Origin of the sequence: Brevundimonas bullata (assembly GCF_003350205.1) — a bacterium.
GTDB classification, from domain to species: Bacteria; Pseudomonadota; Alphaproteobacteria; order Caulobacterales; family Caulobacteraceae; genus Brevundimonas; species Brevundimonas bullata.
Genome location: NZ_QLLC01000009.1, coordinates 1 through 20,592, shown reverse-complemented (window position 1 = coordinate 20,592; position 20,592 = coordinate 1). Strand labels below are relative to the sequence as shown.

Sequence of the window (20,592 nt, the reverse complement as noted above, 5' to 3'; positions counted from 1 at the left end):
CTCGTTCAGATCTTAGCTAAAGCCAATCGACCCTCGCGACTAGATCAGAATTCCTTCCGGATCGTCGCATACCACCAGCGACCACGGTTCGAGTGGACGCTGCCGTCATAGCCGTACCGTTCGTTGGCCAGCGGCGGATCTTCGTTGGTGATGTTGCGGGCGCCGACGCGAAGACGCGTGCCTTGCATGCGACCGCTCTCGAACTCGTACTGGACGTAGAGGTTGTGGGTCAGCCAGTCCTCGACGACCCAGTAGTCCTCTGTGCCAGCCAGGTAAGCCGAGGTGTCGTAGTAGTCGCTGACGTAGCTGGAATAGAGGCCCGTGCTCCACGGACCATTGTCCCAGGTCAGGCTCGACGAGGCCTTCCACTGGGGGCGGCCGTTGCGGCGAACCAGTTCCTCGACGCCCGAGACGGTGACGCCCGAGATGACGCCGTCCTTGAGGCCGTCCAGCAGCATCTGGTGGTTCTCATTGGCCTCCTGATACAGCTTCAGCCACTGGCTGACGTTGACCGTCCAGGTGAAGGAACCGACCGGCGTGTCGCGCAGGCTGTAGTGCATCCGGTAGTCCACGCCTTCGGACTCGCGCGGCTGCAGGTTCAGGTAATCGTCCTTGATCGACAGGATGGTCCCGACCGGAGCCAGACCGGCGGCCAGACCGTCGGCGATCTGCTGGGCGTCGGGCGCCGCGCGCACCACATTCTCGTTGAAGCTGCCGATCTCGCGCAGGTAATAGTCCATGATCAGCTGGTTGGTGGCGCCGAAGATGCCGACCAGATCGGTCTGGTTGATCTTCCAGTAGTCCACCGCGAACGTCAGCACGCCATAGTCGCTGGACCACAGCTTGGGCTCGAACACGATACCGGCGCTGAGGTTTTCCGAACGCTCGGGCTTCAGGTCCGGGTTGCCGGCGCGGTTCTCGATCCGCGATTCCGACGAGCAGTACTCGTTGTCGCCCGGCACCCCGATCGCCTTCTGGACAGCGCAGGCGGCGTAGTCGCGGCGCGAGTTCGAGCGCTGGAAGTCCGGCTGATGCAGTTGCGTCAGGTTCGGCGCGCGGAAGCCCTTGGACCAGGCGGTGCGGAACATCAGCCAGTCATTCGGACGATAGGCCAAGGCCACCTTGGGCGCCCCGACCAGACCGAACAGGGAGTAGTCCTCCAGACGCCCGGCGACCTGCATGTCGATCGACTTGACGAAGGGGATGTTCATCTCGGGCGAGACGACCGGGATCGCCAGTTCGGCGAAGGCCGAATAGACGTTGCGCGCGCCCGAGCTGTCGGGGGTGTAGGTCACGCCCATGATGTCCGACTGGCTGACGGCGCCGGCCAGATCGGTGAAGGTGATGGTGCCGTCCAGACGGTCGTCGCGGTCTTCGGTGAAGCTCTCGCGACGCGCCTCGATGCCGGCGGCCAAGCCCACGTCGCCGCCCGGAAGCGTGTAGATGTCGGGGCGCGAGACGTGGAAGTCCCACTGCATCAGCTCGGTTTCCGCCGTGCGGCCGACCCGGACCAGGAAGCTGTCGATGGTGGCCTGATTGTTCACGCCGAAGACGGCGTTGCGCGGATTGTTCAGGTCGCCGCCGACGAAGGGGTTGTAGGCGTCGGGCGTCGTCTTGTTGATGGCGGCTTGCAGGCCGGTCATGCTGACGCCGTCCATTTCGTCTTCGGTCCGCGCCTTGGAGTAGAGCAGCGCGCTTTCCCAGTCGAAGCCGCGGAACTGGCCGCGCAGGCCGCCGACAAAGCGGGTCGTGACGTTTTCAACGTCGACGGCGCGATAGCCCAGGTCAGCGAAGCGATAGTCCTTGATCTCGACCCCTGCGCCCGACAGCGGCACGGAGCCGGCGCCGGCCACGATCAGACCCGGCAGACGCGCGGTGACGCCCTCGGCACCCAGAGGATTCCAGTAGGCGGTCGGCGACATCAGCACGCGCTGGAAGTCCAGCGGCGTGTCCTGCTGACGCTGCGACCAGGTGCTGGCCTGATAATAGCCGATCTCGCCAAAGGCCTCGATGCCGTTGTCGAACTGGTGGTTGATGAAGGTGAACAGGTTGGCGCGATCGACTGCGGAGCTGATCGTCCGCATGGTGTCGAGGTCGTAGCGCAGGTTCTGATCTTCGTTGCCCGTCGCCGTCGTCAACGACAGCGTCGCGTCATCGAAACAGGTGCCGGCCACGAAGCCCGCCGCCACGCAGCCCAGGTTCGTGCCCGGCTGGATGTGGAAAGAGCCGGCGGCCGCCGTCAACTTCTGGCCGTTGACCGTCGTCGTCGCCTTGCCTGGGGCATAGGTGCCGGGATCAAGGCGGAAGCCTTCAGCCCAGGCCGTGACCGAGCTGTAGGAGACGTAGTCCAGACTCGTGGCCCGGTCGCCGAAGCGGTTGATGCGGCCCTCGACGGTGGCGTAGTCGCGCTCCCAGATGAACAGGGCGTCGCGGGTCAGATAGTCGCCCATCACCGAGATGTTGGTGCGACCGTCGTTAAAGTCCCGACCCGCCTGGAAGTTGAAGGAATACTCCTCCATCCCGCCTTCGTCGCGGCCCATGCCCGACTGGACGGTGAAGCCCTTGAAGTTGCCGCGCAGGACCGTGTTGACCACGCCCGCGACCGCGTCCGTGCCGAACAGGGCGGCGGCGCCGTCAGCCAGCACTTCAACCCGCTGAACGCCCATGACCGGGATCGAGTTGGTGTTGACGGTCGTGACCGGCACATAGTTTTCGATCTGGGTGCCGGGGTGGGCCACCAGGCGGCGGCCGTTCAGCAGCGCCAGGGTATTGCCGGTGCCCAGAGCCCGCAGGTCGATTGAGGCCACGTCGCCGCGCGCGCTGTTGATGCCGCCGTTGTCGGTATCGGCGTCGTTGAAGTTGACGTCGCCCGCCTGCGAAATGGCGCGGTACAGGTCGTCGCCGTCCACGGCGCCGATGGCGTCGATGTCCTGGGCGCCGATCACCGTCACCGGCAGGGCTTCGTTGATGCGCGTGCCCTTAATACGGCTGCCCACCACCACGACTTCGTCGACCTGGGCCGCCTCTTCCATCTTTGGGCGCTGACGCAGGACGAAGGTCGATCCCTCGTGGCTGACGATCTCCAGGTCCGTGCCCTGGATCAGCAGGTTCACCGCCGCCTCGACATCCATGACGCCGGTGACGGCGCGGGTGCGAACGCCCGCCAGATGCGCCGTCGGCGCCGAAATCTGAACGCCGGCCTGACGCGCCAGCTCCGTGATGGCCTGGCTGATCGGTTGGGCCGGGACGTCGAACGTCCGATCCTGGGCCATACCGCCATTTGCCGCAAACAACAGCGCCAACCCTGCGGCGCTGCCCGCCAGGCCCTGCTTCCAAGACGCTTTCATAACCCCGACCCTTGTACTTTTTTGGACGTCCGCCGTGCGACGGATCTCCTCCAAGACGCGGGGCGCGCCCGAATCCTCCAAAAAAAGCAATTCGTGGTCGGAATTTAGACCTGACGGCGGCTAAGGCGGATTTCCTCGGCGTTCACGGCCACGTCCAGGTCCAGGCTCCCGGCCGCCGCGCGGGCGAAGCTGACGGGGTCGTTGGCCACGAACAGGCCGGTGATCCGCAGGCTCGCCACCAGGGGATCGGCGGGCACGATGCGGGTGGGATTATAGCGCGCGAACTCCCGCGCGGCGCGCATCAGGGTCTCGTCTTCCAGCTGGATTCGGCCATGGCGCCAGGCCAGCTCCCGATCAGCGTCAATCTCGCCGGTGTGCACCGGCGGCGCGCCGTCGGACAGGAAGGCGCGGGTATTGGCGGCCAGTTCCAGCCCCTCGCCGTGCGGACCGTTCAGCTCGACCTCGCCGCCGAAGGACACCACCTGCAAGGGCGACCGGCCCAGCCGCCGCACCAGGAAGCTGGCGCCATTGGCGATCACCGCCGCCTCGCCCGAACGCACAATAAAGGGGCGACCCGCGTCGGCGACCACGTTGAACAGGGCCTCGCCCGTGTTCAGCACGATCTCGCGCGCCTTGCGGTTATAGCGGACGTCGCCCTCGGACAGGGTGTTCAGCGTCATGACCGAGCCGTCGTCGAGCGGCACGACGCGGGTCTCGCCCATGCGGGTTTCAAACGGCTGAGCCCGCTTCCAGAAGGCGGCTAGCCCCCCTGCCCCGCCGACCGCAATCACCGAGACCGAGGCCGCGATCAGACCGCGGCGGCTCAGCACCGACTTGGGCGCCGGGCGCGTGAAGGGAATGGCCCCGCCCGCCAGGGCCGCCGCCCGGCGACTGTGCACCGCCACGGCTCGCGCCCGCGCAAAGGCGCCAAGACGCCGCACGTCGCCCTCCAGCCAGGCGTCCAGCGTCGCCTGATCCGCCGGGGACAGGGGTCCGTCGTCAAGTCTGGCCGCCCAGAGGCAAGAGGCCCGCTCAACCTCCTGGCTTGTCTGCCTGACCATGAACCTTACCGCGTTGTTGTTTCTCAGACTTAGACGCGACCACCGCGCCAAATCCGCCATTGGCGTAGGCGGCCATCAACAGGCCCAGCCCCTTGGCGATGTGTTTTTCGACCGTGCTTTCCGCAATCCCGGTCCGACGCGAAACTTCCTTCTGCGAAAGCCCCGAAACGCGGCTCAAAAGGAATATCTTTCGCGTTTTTTCCGGCAGCCGAGAAATCATCTCGGCCAGGACCTGAAGCTCGTTGCGGGCCATCACCGTGTCTTCCGGCGTCAGTTCATCGACCGCCAGTTGCAGGCTCTCGACCTCGGCCAGGGAGCGGATCGACACCACGCTCTTGCGGCGCACCCGGCTGACCAGAACCGAATAGGCCGTGCGGAAGAAATAGGCCCGGACGTTGCGGATCTCCGACACGTCGGCGACCGTCACCAGCTTGGCGTAGGCTTCCTGGATGATGTCGTCGACGTCGAACTCGGCCTGGCGCCCACGGCGCAGCCAGCCGCGCACCGCCGGCTCGTGCGGCATCACATGCGTGGCAAGCCACAGCGCCCGTTCGTTAGAAACCCCCATGCCCCGCTTCTGCATGAGGGGGGCTGTGGGATTCAACTTCTATTTTCCACCCGCCCTTCAAAGCGACCCGAAGCCCGCTCGCCAGAGCCAGGCAGCAAAAAGCCCCGCAGGCGGACCTGCGGGGCTTGGCGTTATTGAATGGGGGAGGCCTAGTGAGTCCTGGCCTCCAGACTAGTGATCTCTTCCTTCAGCCTGAGCTTTCGCTGCTTGAGCTCCCTGATCTGGATCGGGTCCGCGGTGGGTCTGCGCGCCTCCTGCTGGATCGTCTCATCCAGCGAACGATGCCGATTTCCCAGTTCGCGAATACGAGCCTCAATGGTCATGGCTTGCGCCTCCATGTCTAAGGGACCACTACACAGAACGCCCGGAACGGCGGCCTGTGGAATCACATTGCAGTGACCCTCCGTCGTTCCGAACACGGAGACTGTGGAAGTCAAAATGGCCGATGATGTGAACTCGACCATACGGAACCCGAAACCGTCGCGGTTGGTCGTTGGAATCTCTGGCGCTTCCGGCGTCGTCTATGGCGCGCGGGTGCTGGACGCCCTGCGCGAACTGGGCGTCGAGAGCCATCTGGTCGTCACCAAGGCCGCCCTGCTCACCTTGTCGCAAGAGACGGATCTGAGCCCAGACGACCTGATGTCGAAGGCGGACGTGACCTACAAACTGGGCGATGTCGGCGCAGCCATCGCCTCGGGCTCGTTCCGCACGCTCGGCATGATCGTCGCCCCCTGTTCTGTTCGGACCATGAGCGAGATCGCCACCGGCGTGACCTCGACCCTGCTGACCCGCGCCGCCGACGTGGTGCTGAAGGAACGCCGCCCGCTGGTGCTGATGGTGCGCGAGACGCCGCTGCACCTGGGCCACCTCCGCACCATGACGGCGCTGGCCGAGATGGGCGCGACCATCGCCCCGCCCCTGCCCGCCTTCTACGCCCGGCCCGATTCGATCGCCGAGATGGTGGATCAGTCGGTCGGCCGGGCGCTGGACCTGTTCGGTCTGGACTGGTCGGCCGTGCGCCGCTGGGAAGGCCTGAAGACCGGGGCGACGCGCGCGTGAGCGACCTGTGGACCTGGACCCTGACGGCCTACAAGGCGCCGGGCGTGGCCGAGACCTGCCTGAGCTTGCAGGACCACCACGAACAGAACGTGCCCCTGCTGCTGTGGGCCGCCTGGGTCGCCGTCACCGACCGCCGCCCGGACGAAGAAACCATCGAGGCCGCCTGCGACGCGGCCCGCGCCTATGACACCGTCATCGTCAGCCAGCTTCGCGCCGTTCGCCGCACGCTGAAGGCCCCTGTCCCCGACATTGACCACGACCACCGCGAAGCCCTGCGCCAACAGGTCAAGACGCTGGAGCTGGACGCCGAGCGCCGCCTGATGCTGGAGTTGGAAAGCCTGGCCCCCGCGCCCTCCGGCGCACCGCGTCGCGCCATCGACGGTCTGGCGGAAACCGCGCGGATGTGGACGCGGGTCGTTCCGCGCCCGGCGCTGACGATCCTGGCGGATCGCCTTCCCGCCTGAGCGCTGGTCGGCTATAAGCAGTAACGTCCGGGGCGCACCATGAACGATGACCAACCCTTCCTGTCCGTCGAGGACAAGCGGCTTCGCGCTGAGCTGAAAACGCTTCAGCAGGAACACGCCGATCTCGACGCCGCGATCGAGGCGCTGAACCTCATGCCCGCCAAGGATCAACTGCTGATCGCACGCCTCAAGCGCAAGAAGCTGGCCCTGCGCGACGAGATCGTGAAAGTCGAGGACCGCATCCTGCCCGACATCATCGCCTAGGCAGACATAGGCTCAGCGGCCCTTCTTCCTCAACCACATGGCGGCGTCGGCTTCGGACAGCCAGACCTCGGGATCGGTCTGCCCCGCATAGGGACGCACGCCGAACGAGCCGCCCAGGGCCGCGCGCTCTCCCTGCCACTGGAAGCCGTCGGCCTCGAGCGTTTCGGCCAGGCGTCGCGCCTTGTCGCGGCCTTCCTCGACCCCGGCGTGCAGCAGCAGCAGCGCGAACTCGTCGCCGCCCAGCCGCCCGACCGCGTCGGATTCGCGCACATTCTCCAGCAACAGGTCCGCGACCCGCACCAGGGCGGCGTCGCCCGCGGCGTGGCCGAGCCGATCGTTGACGCCCTTGAACCCGTCCAGATCGAGATAGAGCAGCACCGCCTGAACGTCGTGACGGCGACAGAAGGCCATGCTGCGGTTCAGCACCGTCATGAAGCCGCGCCGGTTCAGAGCCCGCGTCAGCACGTCGTGGTCCGCCAAAGCCTCCGCCATCTCGGCGCGCGCCGTCAGGGCCGCGACCTCGGCGCGAAGCCGTTCGATCTCGGCGTGCAGATCCACCTCTGCGGTCGGGACGGCCAATGGGCTCAAGTCAGGCTCCGGCGCCGCGAATCAAGGCCGACTCCAGCCCTCGCAGCGTCAGGGATTCTAGCGACCTTGGTTGCGGGCGCAACGCGCGTGCTGTAACGGGCCGCTTTCCGTGTGGGGAGCCTTCGCGCATGACCGCCTCGACGCCACCTGTCGCTATCATCATGGGCAGCCGTTCTGACTGGCCGACCATGAAGCTGGCCGCCGAACGCCTGGATCAGCTGGGCGTCGCCTGGGAGGCCAAGGTCGTCAGCGCCCACCGCACGCCCCAGCGCCTCTATGACTTCGCGACAAACGCCAAGGCCAACGGCCACAAGGTCATCATCGCCGGCGCCGGCGGGGCGGCCCATCTGCCGGGCATGGCCGCCTCGATGACCGACCTGCCGGTGCTCGGCGTGCCGGTCCAGTCCAAGGCGCTGAAGGGCATGGATAGCCTGCTCTCCATCGTCCAGATGCCCGGCGGCGTGCCGGTCGCCACCCTGGCCATCGGCGAGGCGGGCGCCGCCAACGCCGGCATCCTGGCCGCGCAGATCCTGGCCCTGTCGGACCCGGCCTTGGCCGAACGCCTCAGCGCCTTCCGCGCCGCCCAGACCGCTTCCGTCGCCGAAACCGTCGAGGACTGACTTGCCCCAGTTGCCCCTGAGCCCCGGATCGACCCTCGGCATTCTCGGCGGGGGCCAGTTGGGCCGGATGCTGAGCCAGGCCGCCTCGCGCCTCGGCTTCGACGTGGTGATCCTCGACCCCGAGCCCGACTGCCCGGCCGCCCGCGTCTCGCGCGCCCAGATCACCGCCCCCTATGACGACCCCGACGCGCTGCAGGCGCTCGGCCGCCTGTGCGACGTCGTCACCTTCGAGTTCGAGAACGTGCCCGCCCTTTCGGTCGAGCAACTGGCCGAAGCCGGCGCCCTGGTCGCACCAGGACCGACCGCTCTGGCCGTGGCTCAGGACCGGGTGGACGAGAAGACCTATCTGAACGCGGTCGGCGCCGCGACCGTCGACTTCGCCGCCGTCTCGACCCTGGATGACCTCACCACCGCCATCGAGACGTTTGGTCTGCCCGCCCTGCTGAAGACCCGCCGCGAAGGCTATGACGGCAAGGGTCAGGTCTGGATCAGGGACGCCGCCGACGCCGCCGACGCCTTCGACGCCATCGGGCGCCGCCCCGCTGTTCTGGAAGCCGCCGCCGTCTTCAACCGCGAACTGTCGGTGATCGCCGCGCGCGGCCGTGACGGCGCCGTCGCCGTCTATCCTCTGGGCGAGAACATCCACGCCAACGGGGTGCTGAAAACCACCCTGGCCCCCGCCGCCGTCGATGCGAAGACGCAAGGACGCGCCGTGGAGATCGCCTCGGCGGTCCTCGACGGCCTCGACTATGTCGGGGTCATGGGGATCGAGCTGTTCGACATGGGCGCCGATTCTGACGGAAACCCCGAGTTGCTGGTGAACGAGGTCGCCCCGCGCGTCCACAACACCGGCCACTGGACCCAGGACGGCTGCGTCTGCGACCAGTTCGAGCAGCATATCCGCGCCATCGTCGGCTGGCCCCTGGGGCCCACCGAGGCCCACGCCCGCATCGAGATGACCAACCTGCTAGGCGACGAGGTCGAGGAATGGCGCACGTTCGCCGCCGAACCCAACGCCCGCCTGCACCTCTACGGCAAGGCCGAGGCCCGCGCCGGCCGCAAGATGGCCCACGTGAACCGGGTGCTAGGTTCGATCTGATCCGTCATCCCGGAAGCGGCGCAGCCGCTATCCGGGACCGCGATAGACTCAGACGTCTGCATTTTTGGCGGTCCCGGCTCTCCGCTTCGCTGCGGCCGGGATGACGGTTGAGATCAAGTCGAGGGCGTCTCTTCCTTCGCCCCGTACCTCAGCCGTCCCAGCGCTTCCGTGACCGCTTTCAGCGGCGCGTCGAAATCCTTGCCTGCCTTCCACTTCTCGAAGGCCATGACGTTCTCGATGCGACGGGCGACGAAGGCCTCCGCCGCCTCGCGCCCTTCGAACCAGCGCATGGTCAGGGCCGGAATCAGGATGCCGCCCAGGATAGCGCGCTTGGAATAGTGGTTCTGGTCCGTCGCCGTGTCCCCGGCCCAACGCCAAAGATGGTCCGCGCTCTCCCAGGCCAGCTTGAAGCCCAAGTCGATATTGGTCGGCAGACTGAGAAAGCCGGCGCAGCGCTTGGCCGCCTCTATGTCCTCGGCCCCCGCCTCCATCCGCGCCGAGACGGCGGCGGCGATTCGCTGGCGAATCTTCATCGTCTCGGCAGGCGTCGCCTCCAGCGCTTTCAGGGCGCGCGAATCGTGACGCCGCGACAGGAGAACCGCCAGATCACGCGCCCCGTTCGGCAACAGCAGTTCCTCGTCGCCCAGCGACAGGCCGTTGGCCTCGCACGCCGCACGCACCAGACGGCTGTTCCAGCCTAGCGCGGGCGCGCGTTCTATAGCGGCGTCCAGCACCGCCTGCTCCATACGGACAGCCCAGTCGTCCTTGGGCGGGGCGGGTTTGGGATCGGCGGGGGCGGCTTCGGTCATATCCCCAAGATAGTCCTGTCCTTCCGGCATTTCGACCCATCACGATTGCCTGTGTCGATCTGGACAGGCCCCGACTGGTCGTGTATCAGCGCGCCTTCATCCGAGAGCCTTAGTTCTTTCGGTCGAGATTTTTATTTTGTCTGCCCGTCTCCCTTCGAAAGGACGCGGCGGGCGGCCAAAGGAGAGATAACCCTGGTTCAGATTTTCGTTCGCGACAACAACGTCGATCAGGCGCTCAAGGCCCTGAAAAAGAAGATGCAACGTGAAGGCAGCTTCCGTGAAATGAAGCGCCACGTGCACTTCGAAAAGCCTTCGGAAAAGCGCGCCCGTCAAAAGGCTGAAGCTGTCCGTCGCGCCCGCAAGCTGGCTCGCAAGCGCGCCCAGCGCGAAGGCCTGCTGCCGGCTCCGAAGCCGCGCGTTCCGGGCGCAGGCGGCCGGTAATACGGCTCCAGCCCAGGCTGAAAAGATCAAGGCCCGCCCCGGGAAACCGGAGCGGGCCTTTTCTTTGTCTCCCTGAAATCCTTCTCCCCTTGAGGGAGAAGGTTTCACACGCCTCAGCTTCCCCCGCGCACCGCGCCGAGGAAGCTCTTCCAGTTCAGCTTCACGTCCGACAGGGCGCCGGCGCGGAAGGCGCGGCCCGCAACCCAGACCATCAGGGCGGCGAACAGGAACATCCCGATCAGGGCGCCGATGATCTCGATCAGAGGCGGACCGCTGGGCGCGCGCGCCGCCATGACGAAGGGGGTGAAGGGCGGGATCAGGCTCATCACCTTGACCACCGTGGCGTCGGGCGTGCGGATGGCCATCTGCATGACGATCAGCGGCACGAACAGCACCATCATGATCGGCCCCATCAGGGTCTGGGCGTCGCGCGGCGTCTCGCAGAAGGCGCCGATGGCCGCGAACAGGACGGCGTACATCAGATAGCCGCCGACCATGAACAGCAGGAAGTAGATCAGCAGCCCGTTGCTCATCAGCACAGAGCCGATGTCGCCCGCCATATCCGGGGCGGCGGCGATCAGGCCGATTCCCCCCAGCCCGCCCCAGGCGACCAGCACCGTCAGCGTCAGCAGCGCCACGCCAAGCACCTTGCCGGTCAGGATCTCGGTCGCCGAGGCCGAAGACAGCAGGACCTCCAGGATCTTGTTCGACTTCTCCTCCATGACGCTGTTCAGCAGGATCGAGGCGCCGGTGATGATCAGCGACCACAGGATGAAGCCGACCGCCAGGCCGACCACCGTCGGCAGCTTGTCGCGGAACGACACCTCGCCGCCCGACGCCGCCTTGGGCGAGAAGACAGCCAGCTCGGGACGGAAGCGGTCGGTTTGGGCCACCACGGCGGGGTCAATGCCGCTGGCGGCGAAGACCTGACGGCGGTTGACGTCCTTCAAAGCGTCGCGGACGGCGTTCTCGACCGCGTCGTCCGTGGCGCGGGCGGTCCAGACGCGAGCGCCCGGCTGGCCCTCGATCTCTGTCAGGAAGACGACGGCGCTCAGTTTCTGGCCGTCCGGCGCCTCATCGCTGAGGTAGCGGCGCGCCAGGGCGTCGCGGGCCTCGCCCGGCGCGGCGGCGACGATCTCGGCGGGCGGCGCTGCCAGGGTCAGGCTAGGCTTAGGCGCGGTGAAGCCGGCCCCGGCGCGCGGCGCTTCACGCTTAAGGGCGGCAACCCCGGCCTCATAGCCCTGCGTCTCGGCGATCTGGCGCACCCGGTCGCCGCCCGCCACGCCCGCCTCGGGGATGGCGGCCATGCGCAGGGCGTTGATGTCGCCCTTCGCCTGCTCGTTCTCCAGCGACTGCCGCACGGCGGCCGCCAGGCCGGAGCCGGTCGGCGCTTCGTCGACCAGGGCCACCGATCGCGTCGGCTCGGCATGGCTCATCAGAATGGGAATGGCTCCGCCCAGCGCCCCGAACAGGGGGAAGGCCAGCAGCGACAGCCAGAAGCCGACGGTCTTGGCGTAGGCCATGTATTCACGGCGCGCGATCAGAAGGGTGCGGTTCATCGGGCGGCCTCCGCCTTGAGCCCATCGTGGGCGGCGTCTCTGGCGACGCTCTGGTCATCGTCCGGGTGATCGCCGGTCAGGGCGATGAAGGCGTCGTGCAGGGTCGGCTCCTTGATCTGAAACCGGCGCACGTCCAGCCCGGTCAGGAAGGCCGACTTCAGCGCCTCCTGCCCTCCTGCCCCCTGGGCCAGACCAGCCCGAAGGATGCGCGCCCCGTCGTGGTCGTTCAGCACCTCGACGCCGCTTACCCCCGGCAGAGCCGCGACCGCAGCGAGGTCCAGCGCCCCCTCCAGTTCCAGGAAGCGCGGCGAGGTCGCCCTCGCCTGATCCACCGTGCCTTCAAAGGCCTTCCTGCCGCGCGCCAGCAGCACGACCTTGTCGCACAGGCGTTCGGCGTGCTGCATGACGTGGGTCGAGAATAGGACCGTCGCGCCGTCCGCGGCCAACGCCCGGATCATGGCCTCCAGCCCCTGCTGGTTCATCGGGTCGAGGCCGGAAAACGGCTCGTCCAGGATCACGAACTCGGGCCGATGCACGACCGAGGCGATCAACTGGACCTTCTGAGCCATCCCCTTGGACAGCTCCTTCATCTTCTTCTTCTGGGCGTCGCCCAGGCCCATCTGCTCCAGCATCTCGCGGGCGCGCTTGCGGCCCTCGGCCACGGGCAAGCCCTTCAGCCCGCCGAAGAAGGCGATGGCGTCCACCGGCGTCATCTTCTTGTAGAGGCCGCGCTCTTCGGGAAGGAAACCAATCCGGTCGCGCACCTTGCGCCCGTCGTCGGCGCCCAGGATCTCGATCCGGCCCGAGGTGGCGGGCTGCAGCCCCAGGATCATGCGCAGGGTCGAGGTCTTGCCCGCGCCATTGGGGCCCAGGAAGCCGCAGATCGTGCCCTTCTCGACCTCGAAGCTCAGGTCGGACACGGCCTGAAAGCCGCCGTATCTCTTGCTGATCCCATCCAGCGTCAGCGCTGCCGCCATGCCCTATCCTCCAACCGTCAGAGACGAATCCTAACGGTCAGAGACGGGGAATGGAAAGGGCATTTTACATTACGGAACGGTCATCATTGCCGCAGACCCCGACGCGGCGCGTCCTAGACCTTGGGCGCCGTGACTTTCACGTCAAAACTCTGACCCACGACCTTGGTCGGGTTCACCTGACCGCCGTTACGGCGCACCTCGAAATGCAGGTGCGGGCCGGTCGAATAGCCGGTCGAGCCGACCAGGCCGATGCGCTCGCCCGTGGCCACCGACTGGCCGGTGTGGACATCGATACGGCTGAGGTGGCCATAGACGCTGCTCATCCCGTTCGGATGCTGGACCTCGATGAAGTTGCCGTAGCCGCCGGCCTGGAAACCGGCGCGAACCACCTTGCCCTCGGCGGTCGAATAGACGCTGGTGCCCTTGGGCGCGGCGATGTCCACGCCCTTGTGGGCGCGAGCCTTGGCCTCGATGGCCAGCTTGCGCAGACCAAAGGCCGAGTTGATCCGATAGCCCTTCACCGGGGCCTCGAACACAACCTTGCGCATCAGGGGACCAGCGGGCTTGGCCACCGCCGTCACCGGCGGGGCGGCGGGGGCCGACAGATCCTCGACCTTGTCCGGGGCGGGATTGGCGCCGTTCAGCGGCGCGGCGGCCATGGCCAGAACAGCAGCGCCGGCCAGCAGGGTGATCTGACCGACATGAAGCACGAACGGCCGGGCGGCCGGGGGAAGAAAACGCATACGAAACAACAGCTCCTGGCGCTCTTTCAAGCGGGAGGGCCGTCGTGCTCGCGCGATGCGCGGATGGCGGAGAAAACAGTCGCCGACGGCCGGGGTTGTCCTTTTCTGGCATCACACCGGGACCTGAATGGGGCGCCTCGGGGGCGACACGGCGTCGCATCGTGGAACCCAAACGCAAAGGGGCCGCGCGATCCTCGACCGCGCGGCCCCTCTTCGGTTGCTTTCGCCTTACAGCGGCAGGGTCAGCTGCACCCCGCCCATATGGCTGTTGGCCTGATCGCCGAAGCGGCCCTTGTAGCCGATCGAGACCTTCAGGCGGTCCATCACCGTGCCTTCGATCCCCGCCGAGGCCAGGAACTGACCGCCCCAGGGCTGATCGACCTCGCGCGCCAGGATCTTGGCGGGATTGCCGGCGATGCCGGTGCGCACGGCGTCGCTGTCGTCGCTGAGGCTGTCGCGATACCCGCCCTCGGCGAAGAAGCGGAAGCGGTCGACGCCGCCCTCGGCGCGCAGGGCGATCTCGGCGGTCGTGCCTTGCACCGAGCGGTCCTGATAGGCGTACTGGGCCGCGACGCCCTGCTCCATGAAGCCGTCCACGTCGCTGTTGATCCAGGCCACAGCGGCGCGCGGCGACAGGGCGATTCCCCCCATGTCGAACCACATCCCGCCCTGCAGACGCGCGCCGGTGGAAACGCCCCGCGTTGAACCTGTGTGAACGACGGGAGCCAGCGAGGTCAGACGGCTGATGTCGTTGAAATCGTCCTGAGCCACGCCCGCCGCCGCGTTGACGAAGATGTCGCCCGAGCGCCAGCCGCCGTAGAGGTCGAGGCCGAAGGTGTCGAGATCGACGTTCAGGCTTCCTGCGTCCACATCAGCGTTGCGATAGCTGCCGGCCAGGCCGAACTTCATCGTCTCGGTGCCGGACTCCAGGGCGATGCGAACGCCATAGCCGTTGGAGGTCGCCTCGCCGATGGCGCCGCGCGCGTCCGTCTCGGTCCGGTCGGCCAGGGCCGAAACCGAGATCGCGGTCCCCGCCGTCCAGGCGTCGCGCCCCGACAGGCTGGCGGTCGAACCGTCCAGCGCATCCTCGCGGTGCCGCCAGGCCGTCTCGCCCAGGACCGCCGTCTGCGAGCCGAGATCGCCGTAGTAGAGATAGTCGTTGGCCAGGCGCGCGATCAGCCGGTGCCCCGCCGCCGTCGGGTGCACGCCGTCCCAGTAGAGGTAGCCGTCGGGATTGGCGCAGACGGTCACACCGTTGAAACAGGCGTCCTTGGCGTTGGTCAGACCGAAGCGATCCGGGCTGGCCGTCAGGGTGTCGCTGATCTTGTAGAGATCCATCAGGATGATGTTGCTGTTGGCCTGGTTCGCCGCCACCGTCATCAGCCCCGTCTGCAGGGCGCTGTTGAAAGTCGTGCCGGCATAGTCGGCCAGAGGCTTGGCCGGCAGGCCCGGCCCCTGATTGAACTGCGGCGTCGTGCCCAGACGCGGCAGGTTCGTCACCAAAATCGTCCCCGCCCCGGCCGAGGCCACGCTGTTGACGATGAAGTTGATGTCCGCCGCCGCGCTCTGGGCCACCGGGGCGATGGCGCCCTGCGGGTTGGCGGATGCGCCCGCCGCCGGAACAGCTTGGAAGATGTTGTTGGCGCCGCCGAGGATGCTGACAAGATCGCCCGCGCCGAACTTTCCGCCCGCGCCCGTATAGGCCAGCAGTTGGTTGCGCATGCCCGGCGGCGAGGCCGCGCTGTCGGTGCGCGCGCCGCCAAAGGCCAGATTGATGCTGCCCGTCACCGGCGCGCCGGCGGCGTAACGCCCGGCGTTGAAGCCCAGCAGTTCGGTAAACACCGGCCCGTTCGAGAACCGGCCCTGATAATAGGGCGGCGAGGTCGGCGTCGTATTGCCCGTCGCGGCATAGAGGTTGCCGTTGTCGGACAGGCTGTCGCCGAAGACGACCAGACGGTTGTAGCTCTGGGCCCCTGCGGCGCCTGCGGTCGAGACGGCAGCCAGAGTCAGCGCGGCCAGAGCCGCTCCGCGAAGAAGACGAGACATCGGTGTTCCTCCCTCGACCGTCAGTGCGCGGTCGTTATGGAGAGGATGCGCTGCTTCGCCGCGAACGCAAGATGCCCCTAGGGAAGGTGAACGTCGTTCAGTGAAGCATTCGGAAGCGGACCGTGCCCGGCAGGTCACGCAGGACCTTCAGCACCTCGGGATCATAGTCGCGATCCACGTCGGTGATGACGTAGCCGGTGCGCTCGTCCGTCTTCAGATGCTGGCCCAGGATATTGAAGCCCGCCGCCGACAGGGCGCGGTTCAATTCGGCCAGAACGCCCGGCTGGTTCCTGTGGATGTGCAGCAGACGGTGGGCGCGCGACACCTCGGCCAGTTGCACGTTCGGCAGGTTGACGCAGAAGGTGGTGTCGCCCCGGTTCAGATAGCCCAGCAGCCGCTCGGCGGCGAACTCGGCGATGGCTTCCTGCGCCTCCTCGGTCGAGCCGCCGATGTGGGGCGACAGGATGACGTTCTTCAGTCCGCGCAGAGGGCTGTCGAAGGGGTCGGCGTTGGTGCGCGGCTCCTCGGGGAAGACATCGACCGCCGCGCCGGCGACCCGGCCCGACTTCACCGCCTCGGCCAGGGCGTCGACGTCGACGACGTGCCCGCGCGACAGGTTCAGGAACAGGACGCCCGGCTTCATCTTCGCGAACTGGGCCGCGCCGATGACGTCGGCGTTGTCCTTGCGCCCGTCGACGTGCAGGCTGACCACGTCGGCCTCGGCCAGCAGGGCGTCCAGCGAGCGCATCCGCCGGGCGTTGCCCAGGGCCAGCCGCTCCGACAGGTCGTGGAAGATGACGCGCATCCCCAGCCCCTCGGCCAGCACCGACAGCTGCGAGCCGATGGCGCCGTATCCGACGATGCCCAGGGTCTTGCCCCGCAGCTCGCGCGACCCGGTCGCCGACTTGTTCCACTGGCCCTGATGCATGGCCGCCGACTTGTCGGCCACATCGCGCATCAGGACGATGGTCAGGCCGATGGCCAGTTCGACCACCGAGCGGGTGTTGGAATAGGGAGCGTTGAACACGGCCACGCCATGTTCGGCGGCGGCCTCCAGATCGATCTGGTTGGTGCCGATGCAGAAGGCGGCGACGGCCAGCAGACGGTCGGCGTGCTCCAGCACGCGTGCGCTGACATTGGTCTTGGAGCGGATGCCCAGAACATGCACGCCCTTGATGGCCTCGATCAGGTCGTCCTCGTCCAGCGCGCCCTTCATCGTCTCGACGGAGTAGCCCGCCTCCTCCAGCCGCTCGACGGCGGCGGGGTGGATGTTCTCCAGCAGCAGCATCTTGATGCGGTTGCGCGGATAGGACCAACGGCCCGACACGCCCTCCGCGAACAGGACCTCGTCCAGCGAAGCGGCGACGGCGTCGGCGACCTCGATCACCTTGGCCCGGCTGACGACCTCGGTGAAGGCGTAGAAACGGTCGGCGGCGCCGGCCAGCTTGACCTCGGCGTCGGTCCAGCCGTCGCCGACCATGACCACGGGTCCAGTCAGGTTCAACGCCTTGATGACCTCGGGCTTGCCGTTATCACGCGACAGGGGGTTGGCGTCGTCCACGCCCGTCACCCGGCCCTCGGCGTCATAGATCAGGTCGTTGGCCAAGACATGATCGGCGGCGATCCCCAGCCGCGCGGCCAGGGGCGCGATCACCTCGCGGAAACCGCCGGACAGGATATAGACCCGCTCGGCGTGACGCTCGAAGAAGTCCACGTTGCGGCGGATCGAGGCGCTGGCCTCGTCCAGAATACGGTCGCTCAGCGCCTCGACGTGACTGCGGTTCAAGGCCAGCAGTTCCAGCCGACGACGCAGGGCCGTGCCGAAGTCCACCTGCCCCGTCATGGCCTGATCGGTCAGGGACGCGATCTCGGCCTTTTTCGCCGCCGCATCAGGCGCGTCGGACAGGGCGATGTCAGCGAGCGCTTCAAGCGTCTCGATGCGCACCAGGGTGGAATCGAAGTCGAAGATGAAGACGGGCGAAGTCATGCGCCGCACCTAGCCCACCTTCGCACTTGCAGCAATAAAAAGGGGGACCGAAGCCCCCCTTTCCGCATGAATTTTCCAAAACCGTCACAATTTGCCGAAACCGCCTGATCCCTGGCTCTTGCGACGGCTTTCCAGCGCCGCAGCGCCGATGGCGGCGGCGATGGTGGCGACCGCCAGCAGGGCCCCGCCCTCCCTGGCGTGGTCACGCGCGAAATCGCCTGCGTCCTCGGCATAGCGCCGCGCCTGCCGGGCGTAGCGCTTCATGGGCTTGCGCGTCTTCTTGCCCGAATGGTGCAGCCAGTGTTCGGCCTTGGCCCGCGCGTCCTGGCCGAGACGCCCGGCGCGCTCGCCGGCGTAGCCGCCCAGGTCGGCGGCACGGTGGGTCAGGTCGTCGGCCCCGTGCCGCACGCCGCGCGCGATGTCGTCGAACCGATGGCGCAGGGCCTCCGCGTCGAACCAGCCGCGCGGATCGACCCGCTCACGCAGCCGCTCATAGCGCGTCGGGCCTGAACGCTGGGTCAGCAACAGGGCGGCGATGCCCACGCCCGCCAGAACGGCGACCACGCCGGCGGTGATGCCTGGATGTTTGCGGACCTCGTCCACGGCGTTGAACTGTCGAACCATGGGCAATCAAACCTCTTCTTGTCGAAAACTGTCGTCAGGACAGGAGCGAACCGCGCCGAAAGAGGTTCCGCCGTAAACGGTCAAGCTGCAAGCCTCGTCGGCGGATCGGCCCCTCCCCCTTACCAAGGGCGGGTCGCCTCCCTATGTTGCGCCGCTTCCAGACAGTTTCGCCTTTTTCAGGATCTTCGCCGTGACCGATCACGCGCCCGCCGCACAGACCATCAAGGCTCACGCCGACGATTTCGCCGCCGCCTTCCAGATCGAAGGCTGGCCCGTGCGCGGCCGCCTGGTGCGGCTGGGCGAGGTGGTGGACAAGATTCTGTCGGCCCATGACTATCCCGCACCCGTCGCCGGCCTACTGGGCGAAGCCTGCGTCCTGGCCGCCATCGTCGGCTCGGCGCTGAAGTTCGAGGGCCGCCTGATCGTTCAGGCCCAGGGCGACGGCCCGGTGCGCTATGTCGTGGCCGACTACGACACCGCCGGGACGCTGCGCGGCTTCTGCCGCTTTGATCCCGAAGAGGTCGCCCAGGCCGCGGGAGGCGTCGCACGCCCCGGCGCGCAGGCCCTGCTGGGCCAGGGCGTCTTCATCATGACCATCGACCGGGGCGAGGATTTCGAACGCACCCAGGGCATCACCCCGATCGAGGGCGACAGCCTGTCGCTGTGCGCCGAACACTACTTCACCCAGTCCGAGCAGGTGCCGACCAAGGTCCGCCTGGCCGTGGGCGAAGTGACCACCGAGGCCGGAACCTCATGGCGCGCGGGCGGGGCGATGATTCAGGTCATCGCCGGCGACAGCGCGCGCGGCTCGACCGAGGAGGTGTGGGAACGCACCCGCGCCCTGTTCCACACCCTGGGCGACGACGAGCTGATCGACCCGACCATCAGCGCCGAGACCCTGCTGTATCGCCTGTTCCACGAGGACGGCGTGCGGCTGGAGGGCGCCCGGTCCCTGGCCGCCGTCTGCCGCTGCTCCAAGGAACGGCTGGTCACGGTGATGCAGTCCTTCCCCCCCGAGGACCGCGCCGAGATGGTCGAGGACGACGGCATGATCCACGCGACGTGCGAATACTGCTCGACCATCTACAAGATCGACCCGCAAGAGATCGCCGGCTGATCTCCCTTTTTCGGGGTCACTGAGCGAAGGCGGCGGGGCGACGGCTCCGCCGCCTTTGTCCTGTCTGCCCCCTACCCTCGGCGGGCGATCCAGCCCATCCTGACGCCATGTCCGCCCCCCAAGTCATCGCCCATCGCGGCGCGTCCGGCGAACGGCCCGAGCACACGGCTTTGGCCTATCAACTGGCCGTGGAACAGGGCGCGGATGTCATCGAACCGGATCTGGTCATGACCCGCGACGGCCAGTTCGTCGTCCGCCACGAGAACGAGATCGGCGGCACGACCGACGTGGCCGACCGCCACGCCTTCGCCGCTCGCAAGACCACTAAATCCATCGACGGCGTCCAGACCACCGGCTGGTTCACCGAAGACTTCACCCTGGCCGAGTTGCAGACCCTGCGCGCCCGCGAACGCCTGCCCCTGCTCCGTCCCGCCAATACCGCCTGGGACGGTCAGGAGCCGATCCTCACCTTTGACGAGGTCGTGGCCATCGCCCGCCAGGAGACCGTCCGCACCGGACGGGTCATCGGCGTCGCCCCCGAACTGAAACACCCCTCCTATTTCGCCGGCGTCGGCCTGCCGATGGAAGACGCCTTCGTCGCCGCCCTCGACCGCCACGGCCTGACCGCCGCCGACGCCCCCATCCTGATCCAGTGCTTCGAGGTCGGCCCGCTGCAACGGCTCAAGGCCCGCATCGACGCCCCCCTCTTGCAACTGATGAGCGTCATGGGCGGCCCCGCCGACCGTCCCGACCTGACCTATGCCGCCATGAGCACGCCTGAGGGCCTCAGCGCCGTCGCCGCCTATGCGGACGCCATCGGTGTCGAGACCGGCCTGATCCTGCCGCGCGACGGCGCTTCCCGCAGCCAGTCCCCCACGCCCCTGATCCCCGACGCCCACGCCGCCGGGCTCAAGGTCGTGGCCTGGACCTTCCGCGCCGAAAACGCCTTCCTTCCCCTGGAACACCATCACGGCGACGCCCCCGCCGCCCACGGCGACCTGACCGCCTATCTCAAGGCTTTCTACGCCCTCGGCGTCGACGCCGTGTTCAGCGACTTTCCGGGCATGGCGGTCGCGGCGCGCTAACGCCTCTCTTTCCTCCCCACTCTGTGGGGAGGGGGACCGCGTAGCGGTGGAGGGGGCGACGCAAACGCTACCGTCGAGCCGCCCCCTCCGTCTCGTCGGCTGCGCCGCCGATCCACCTCCCCATTCGCTCCGCG

20 protein-coding genes are annotated in these 20,592 nt (G+C 67.5%); 8 read left to right on the top strand and 12 right to left on the bottom strand.

All coding sequences use genetic code 11. The features are described 5' to 3' along the window. Nucleotides 1-44: 44 nt before the first annotated feature. The 4 genes from DXK21_RS05980 to DXK21_RS05965 all read right to left on the bottom strand — a co-directional run bounded on the left by DXK21_RS05980 (nt 45) and on the right by DXK21_RS05965 (nt 5,299). Entirely contained in the window at nt 45-3,347 is a 3,303-nt protein-coding gene (locus tag DXK21_RS05980; RefSeq protein WP_114816869.1) for a TonB-dependent receptor, read from the bottom strand. A gap of 104 nt (nt 3,348-3,451) precedes the next feature. Beyond that, nucleotides 3,452-4,408 (bottom strand): FecR family protein, encoded by a 957-nt coding sequence (locus tag DXK21_RS05975; RefSeq protein ID WP_162790586.1) that lies wholly within the window; start codon nt 4,406-4,408, stop codon nt 3,452-3,454. After that, nucleotides 4,380-4,991 carry an RNA polymerase sigma factor gene (locus DXK21_RS05970; protein WP_114816867.1) on the bottom strand — a complete coding sequence of 204 codons (612 nt, stop codon included), beginning with the start codon at nt 4,989-4,991 and terminating at the stop codon, nt 4,380-4,382. The genes DXK21_RS05975 and DXK21_RS05970 overlap by 29 nt, the downstream gene beginning before the upstream one ends. A 134-nt stretch (nt 4,992-5,125) precedes the next feature. After that, nucleotides 5,126-5,299 (bottom strand): YdcH family protein, encoded by a 174-nt coding sequence (locus DXK21_RS05965; protein WP_114816866.1) that lies wholly within the window; start codon nt 5,297-5,299, stop codon nt 5,126-5,128. Between the two features lie 115 nt (nt 5,300-5,414). Between DXK21_RS05965 and DXK21_RS05960 the strand changes: the two genes are divergently transcribed. Genes DXK21_RS05960 through DXK21_RS05950 form a run of 3 tightly spaced genes read left to right on the top strand, consistent with a single transcriptional unit; the run spans nt 5,415 to nt 6,763 of the window. Further along, entirely contained in the window at nt 5,415-6,035 is a 621-nt protein-coding gene (locus tag DXK21_RS05960) for a UbiX family flavin prenyltransferase (protein ID WP_114816865.1), read from the top strand. Then, nucleotides 6,032-6,499 (top strand): TIGR02444 family protein, encoded by a 468-nt coding sequence (locus DXK21_RS05955; RefSeq protein ID WP_114816864.1) that lies wholly within the window; start codon nt 6,032-6,034, stop codon nt 6,497-6,499. The genes DXK21_RS05960 and DXK21_RS05955 overlap by 4 nt, the downstream gene beginning before the upstream one ends. 39 nt (nt 6,500-6,538) lie before the next feature. Beyond that, nucleotides 6,539-6,763 carry a YdcH family protein gene (locus DXK21_RS05950; RefSeq protein WP_114816863.1) on the top strand — a complete coding sequence of 75 codons (225 nt, stop codon included), beginning with the start codon at nt 6,539-6,541 and terminating at the stop codon, nt 6,761-6,763. Nucleotides 6,764-6,775: 12 nt separating this feature from the next. On the opposite strand, the gene DXK21_RS05945 is transcribed toward DXK21_RS05950, so the two are convergent. Continuing rightward, nucleotides 6,776-7,351, bottom strand: coding sequence for a diguanylate cyclase (locus DXK21_RS05945; protein WP_281269025.1), 576 nt, complete (start codon nt 7,349-7,351; stop codon nt 6,776-6,778). Nucleotides 7,352-7,479: 128 nt separating this feature from the next. On the opposite strand from DXK21_RS05945, the gene purE reads away from it, so the two are divergent. Then, nucleotides 7,480-7,971 carry a 5-(carboxyamino)imidazole ribonucleotide mutase gene (gene purE / locus DXK21_RS05940; protein ID WP_114816862.1) on the top strand — a complete coding sequence of 164 codons (492 nt, stop codon included), beginning with the start codon at nt 7,480-7,482 and terminating at the stop codon, nt 7,969-7,971. Between the two features lies 1 nt (nt 7,972). Continuing rightward, nucleotides 7,973-9,070: a 5-(carboxyamino)imidazole ribonucleotide synthase gene (locus tag DXK21_RS05935; RefSeq protein WP_114816861.1), complete on the top strand. Its 1,098-nt coding sequence runs from the start codon at nt 7,973-7,975 to the stop codon at nt 9,068-9,070. A 113-nt stretch (nt 9,071-9,183) separates the two neighbouring features. On the opposite strand, the gene DXK21_RS05930 is transcribed toward DXK21_RS05935, so the two are convergent. Then, a complete protein-coding gene (locus DXK21_RS05930) occupies nt 9,184-9,879 on the bottom strand; it encodes a COQ9 family protein (RefSeq protein ID WP_114816933.1) in 696 nt (231 codons plus the stop codon). Between the two features lie 192 nt (nt 9,880-10,071). Between DXK21_RS05930 and rpsU the strand changes: the two genes are divergently transcribed. Continuing rightward, nucleotides 10,072-10,320, top strand: coding sequence for a 30S ribosomal protein S21 (gene rpsU / locus DXK21_RS05925; protein WP_114816932.1), 249 nt, complete (start codon nt 10,072-10,074; stop codon nt 10,318-10,320). A gap of 113 nt (nt 10,321-10,433) precedes the next feature. Here rpsU and DXK21_RS05920 read toward each other — a convergent pair whose 3' ends face one another. From DXK21_RS05920 to DXK21_RS05895, 6 genes are all read right to left on the bottom strand, one after another. Beyond that, nucleotides 10,434-11,879 carry an ABC transporter permease gene (locus tag DXK21_RS05920; protein WP_114816860.1) on the bottom strand — a complete coding sequence of 482 codons (1,446 nt, stop codon included), beginning with the start codon at nt 11,877-11,879 and terminating at the stop codon, nt 10,434-10,436. After that, nucleotides 11,876-12,856: an ABC transporter ATP-binding protein gene (locus DXK21_RS05915; RefSeq protein WP_114816859.1), complete on the bottom strand. Its 981-nt coding sequence runs from the start codon at nt 12,854-12,856 to the stop codon at nt 11,876-11,878. Before DXK21_RS05915 ends, DXK21_RS05920 begins: the two co-directional genes overlap by 4 nt. 113 nt (nt 12,857-12,969) lie before the next feature. Beyond that, entirely contained in the window at nt 12,970-13,599 is a 630-nt protein-coding gene (locus tag DXK21_RS05910) for a M23 family metallopeptidase (protein ID WP_114816858.1), read from the bottom strand. Between the two features lie 228 nt (nt 13,600-13,827). Beyond that, nucleotides 13,828-15,645, bottom strand: coding sequence for an autotransporter domain-containing protein (locus tag DXK21_RS05905; RefSeq protein ID WP_114816857.1), 1,818 nt, complete (start codon nt 15,643-15,645; stop codon nt 13,828-13,830). Between the two features lie 97 nt (nt 15,646-15,742). Next, a complete protein-coding gene (gene serA, locus DXK21_RS05900) occupies nt 15,743-17,632 on the bottom strand; it encodes a phosphoglycerate dehydrogenase (RefSeq protein ID WP_114816856.1) in 1,890 nt (629 codons plus the stop codon). An 84-nt stretch (nt 17,633-17,716) separates the two neighbouring features. Further along, on the bottom strand, nt 17,717-18,256 hold the full coding sequence (locus tag DXK21_RS05895) for a hypothetical protein (protein WP_114816855.1): 540 nt from the start codon (nt 18,254-18,256) through the stop codon (nt 17,717-17,719). Between the two features lie 190 nt (nt 18,257-18,446). Between DXK21_RS05895 and DXK21_RS05890 the strand changes: the two genes are divergently transcribed. Together DXK21_RS05890 and DXK21_RS05885 are read left to right on the top strand one after the other, a co-directional pair. Beyond that, entirely contained in the window at nt 18,447-19,373 is a 927-nt protein-coding gene (locus DXK21_RS05890; protein ID WP_114816854.1) for an Hsp33 family molecular chaperone, read from the top strand. Nucleotides 19,374-19,480: 107 nt separating this feature from the next. After that, complete coding sequence (locus tag DXK21_RS05885) at nt 19,481-20,458, top strand: glycerophosphodiester phosphodiesterase (protein ID WP_114816853.1); 978 nt, start codon at nt 19,481-19,483, stop codon at nt 20,456-20,458. The last annotated feature ends 134 nt before the right edge of the window (nt 20,459-20,592 follow it).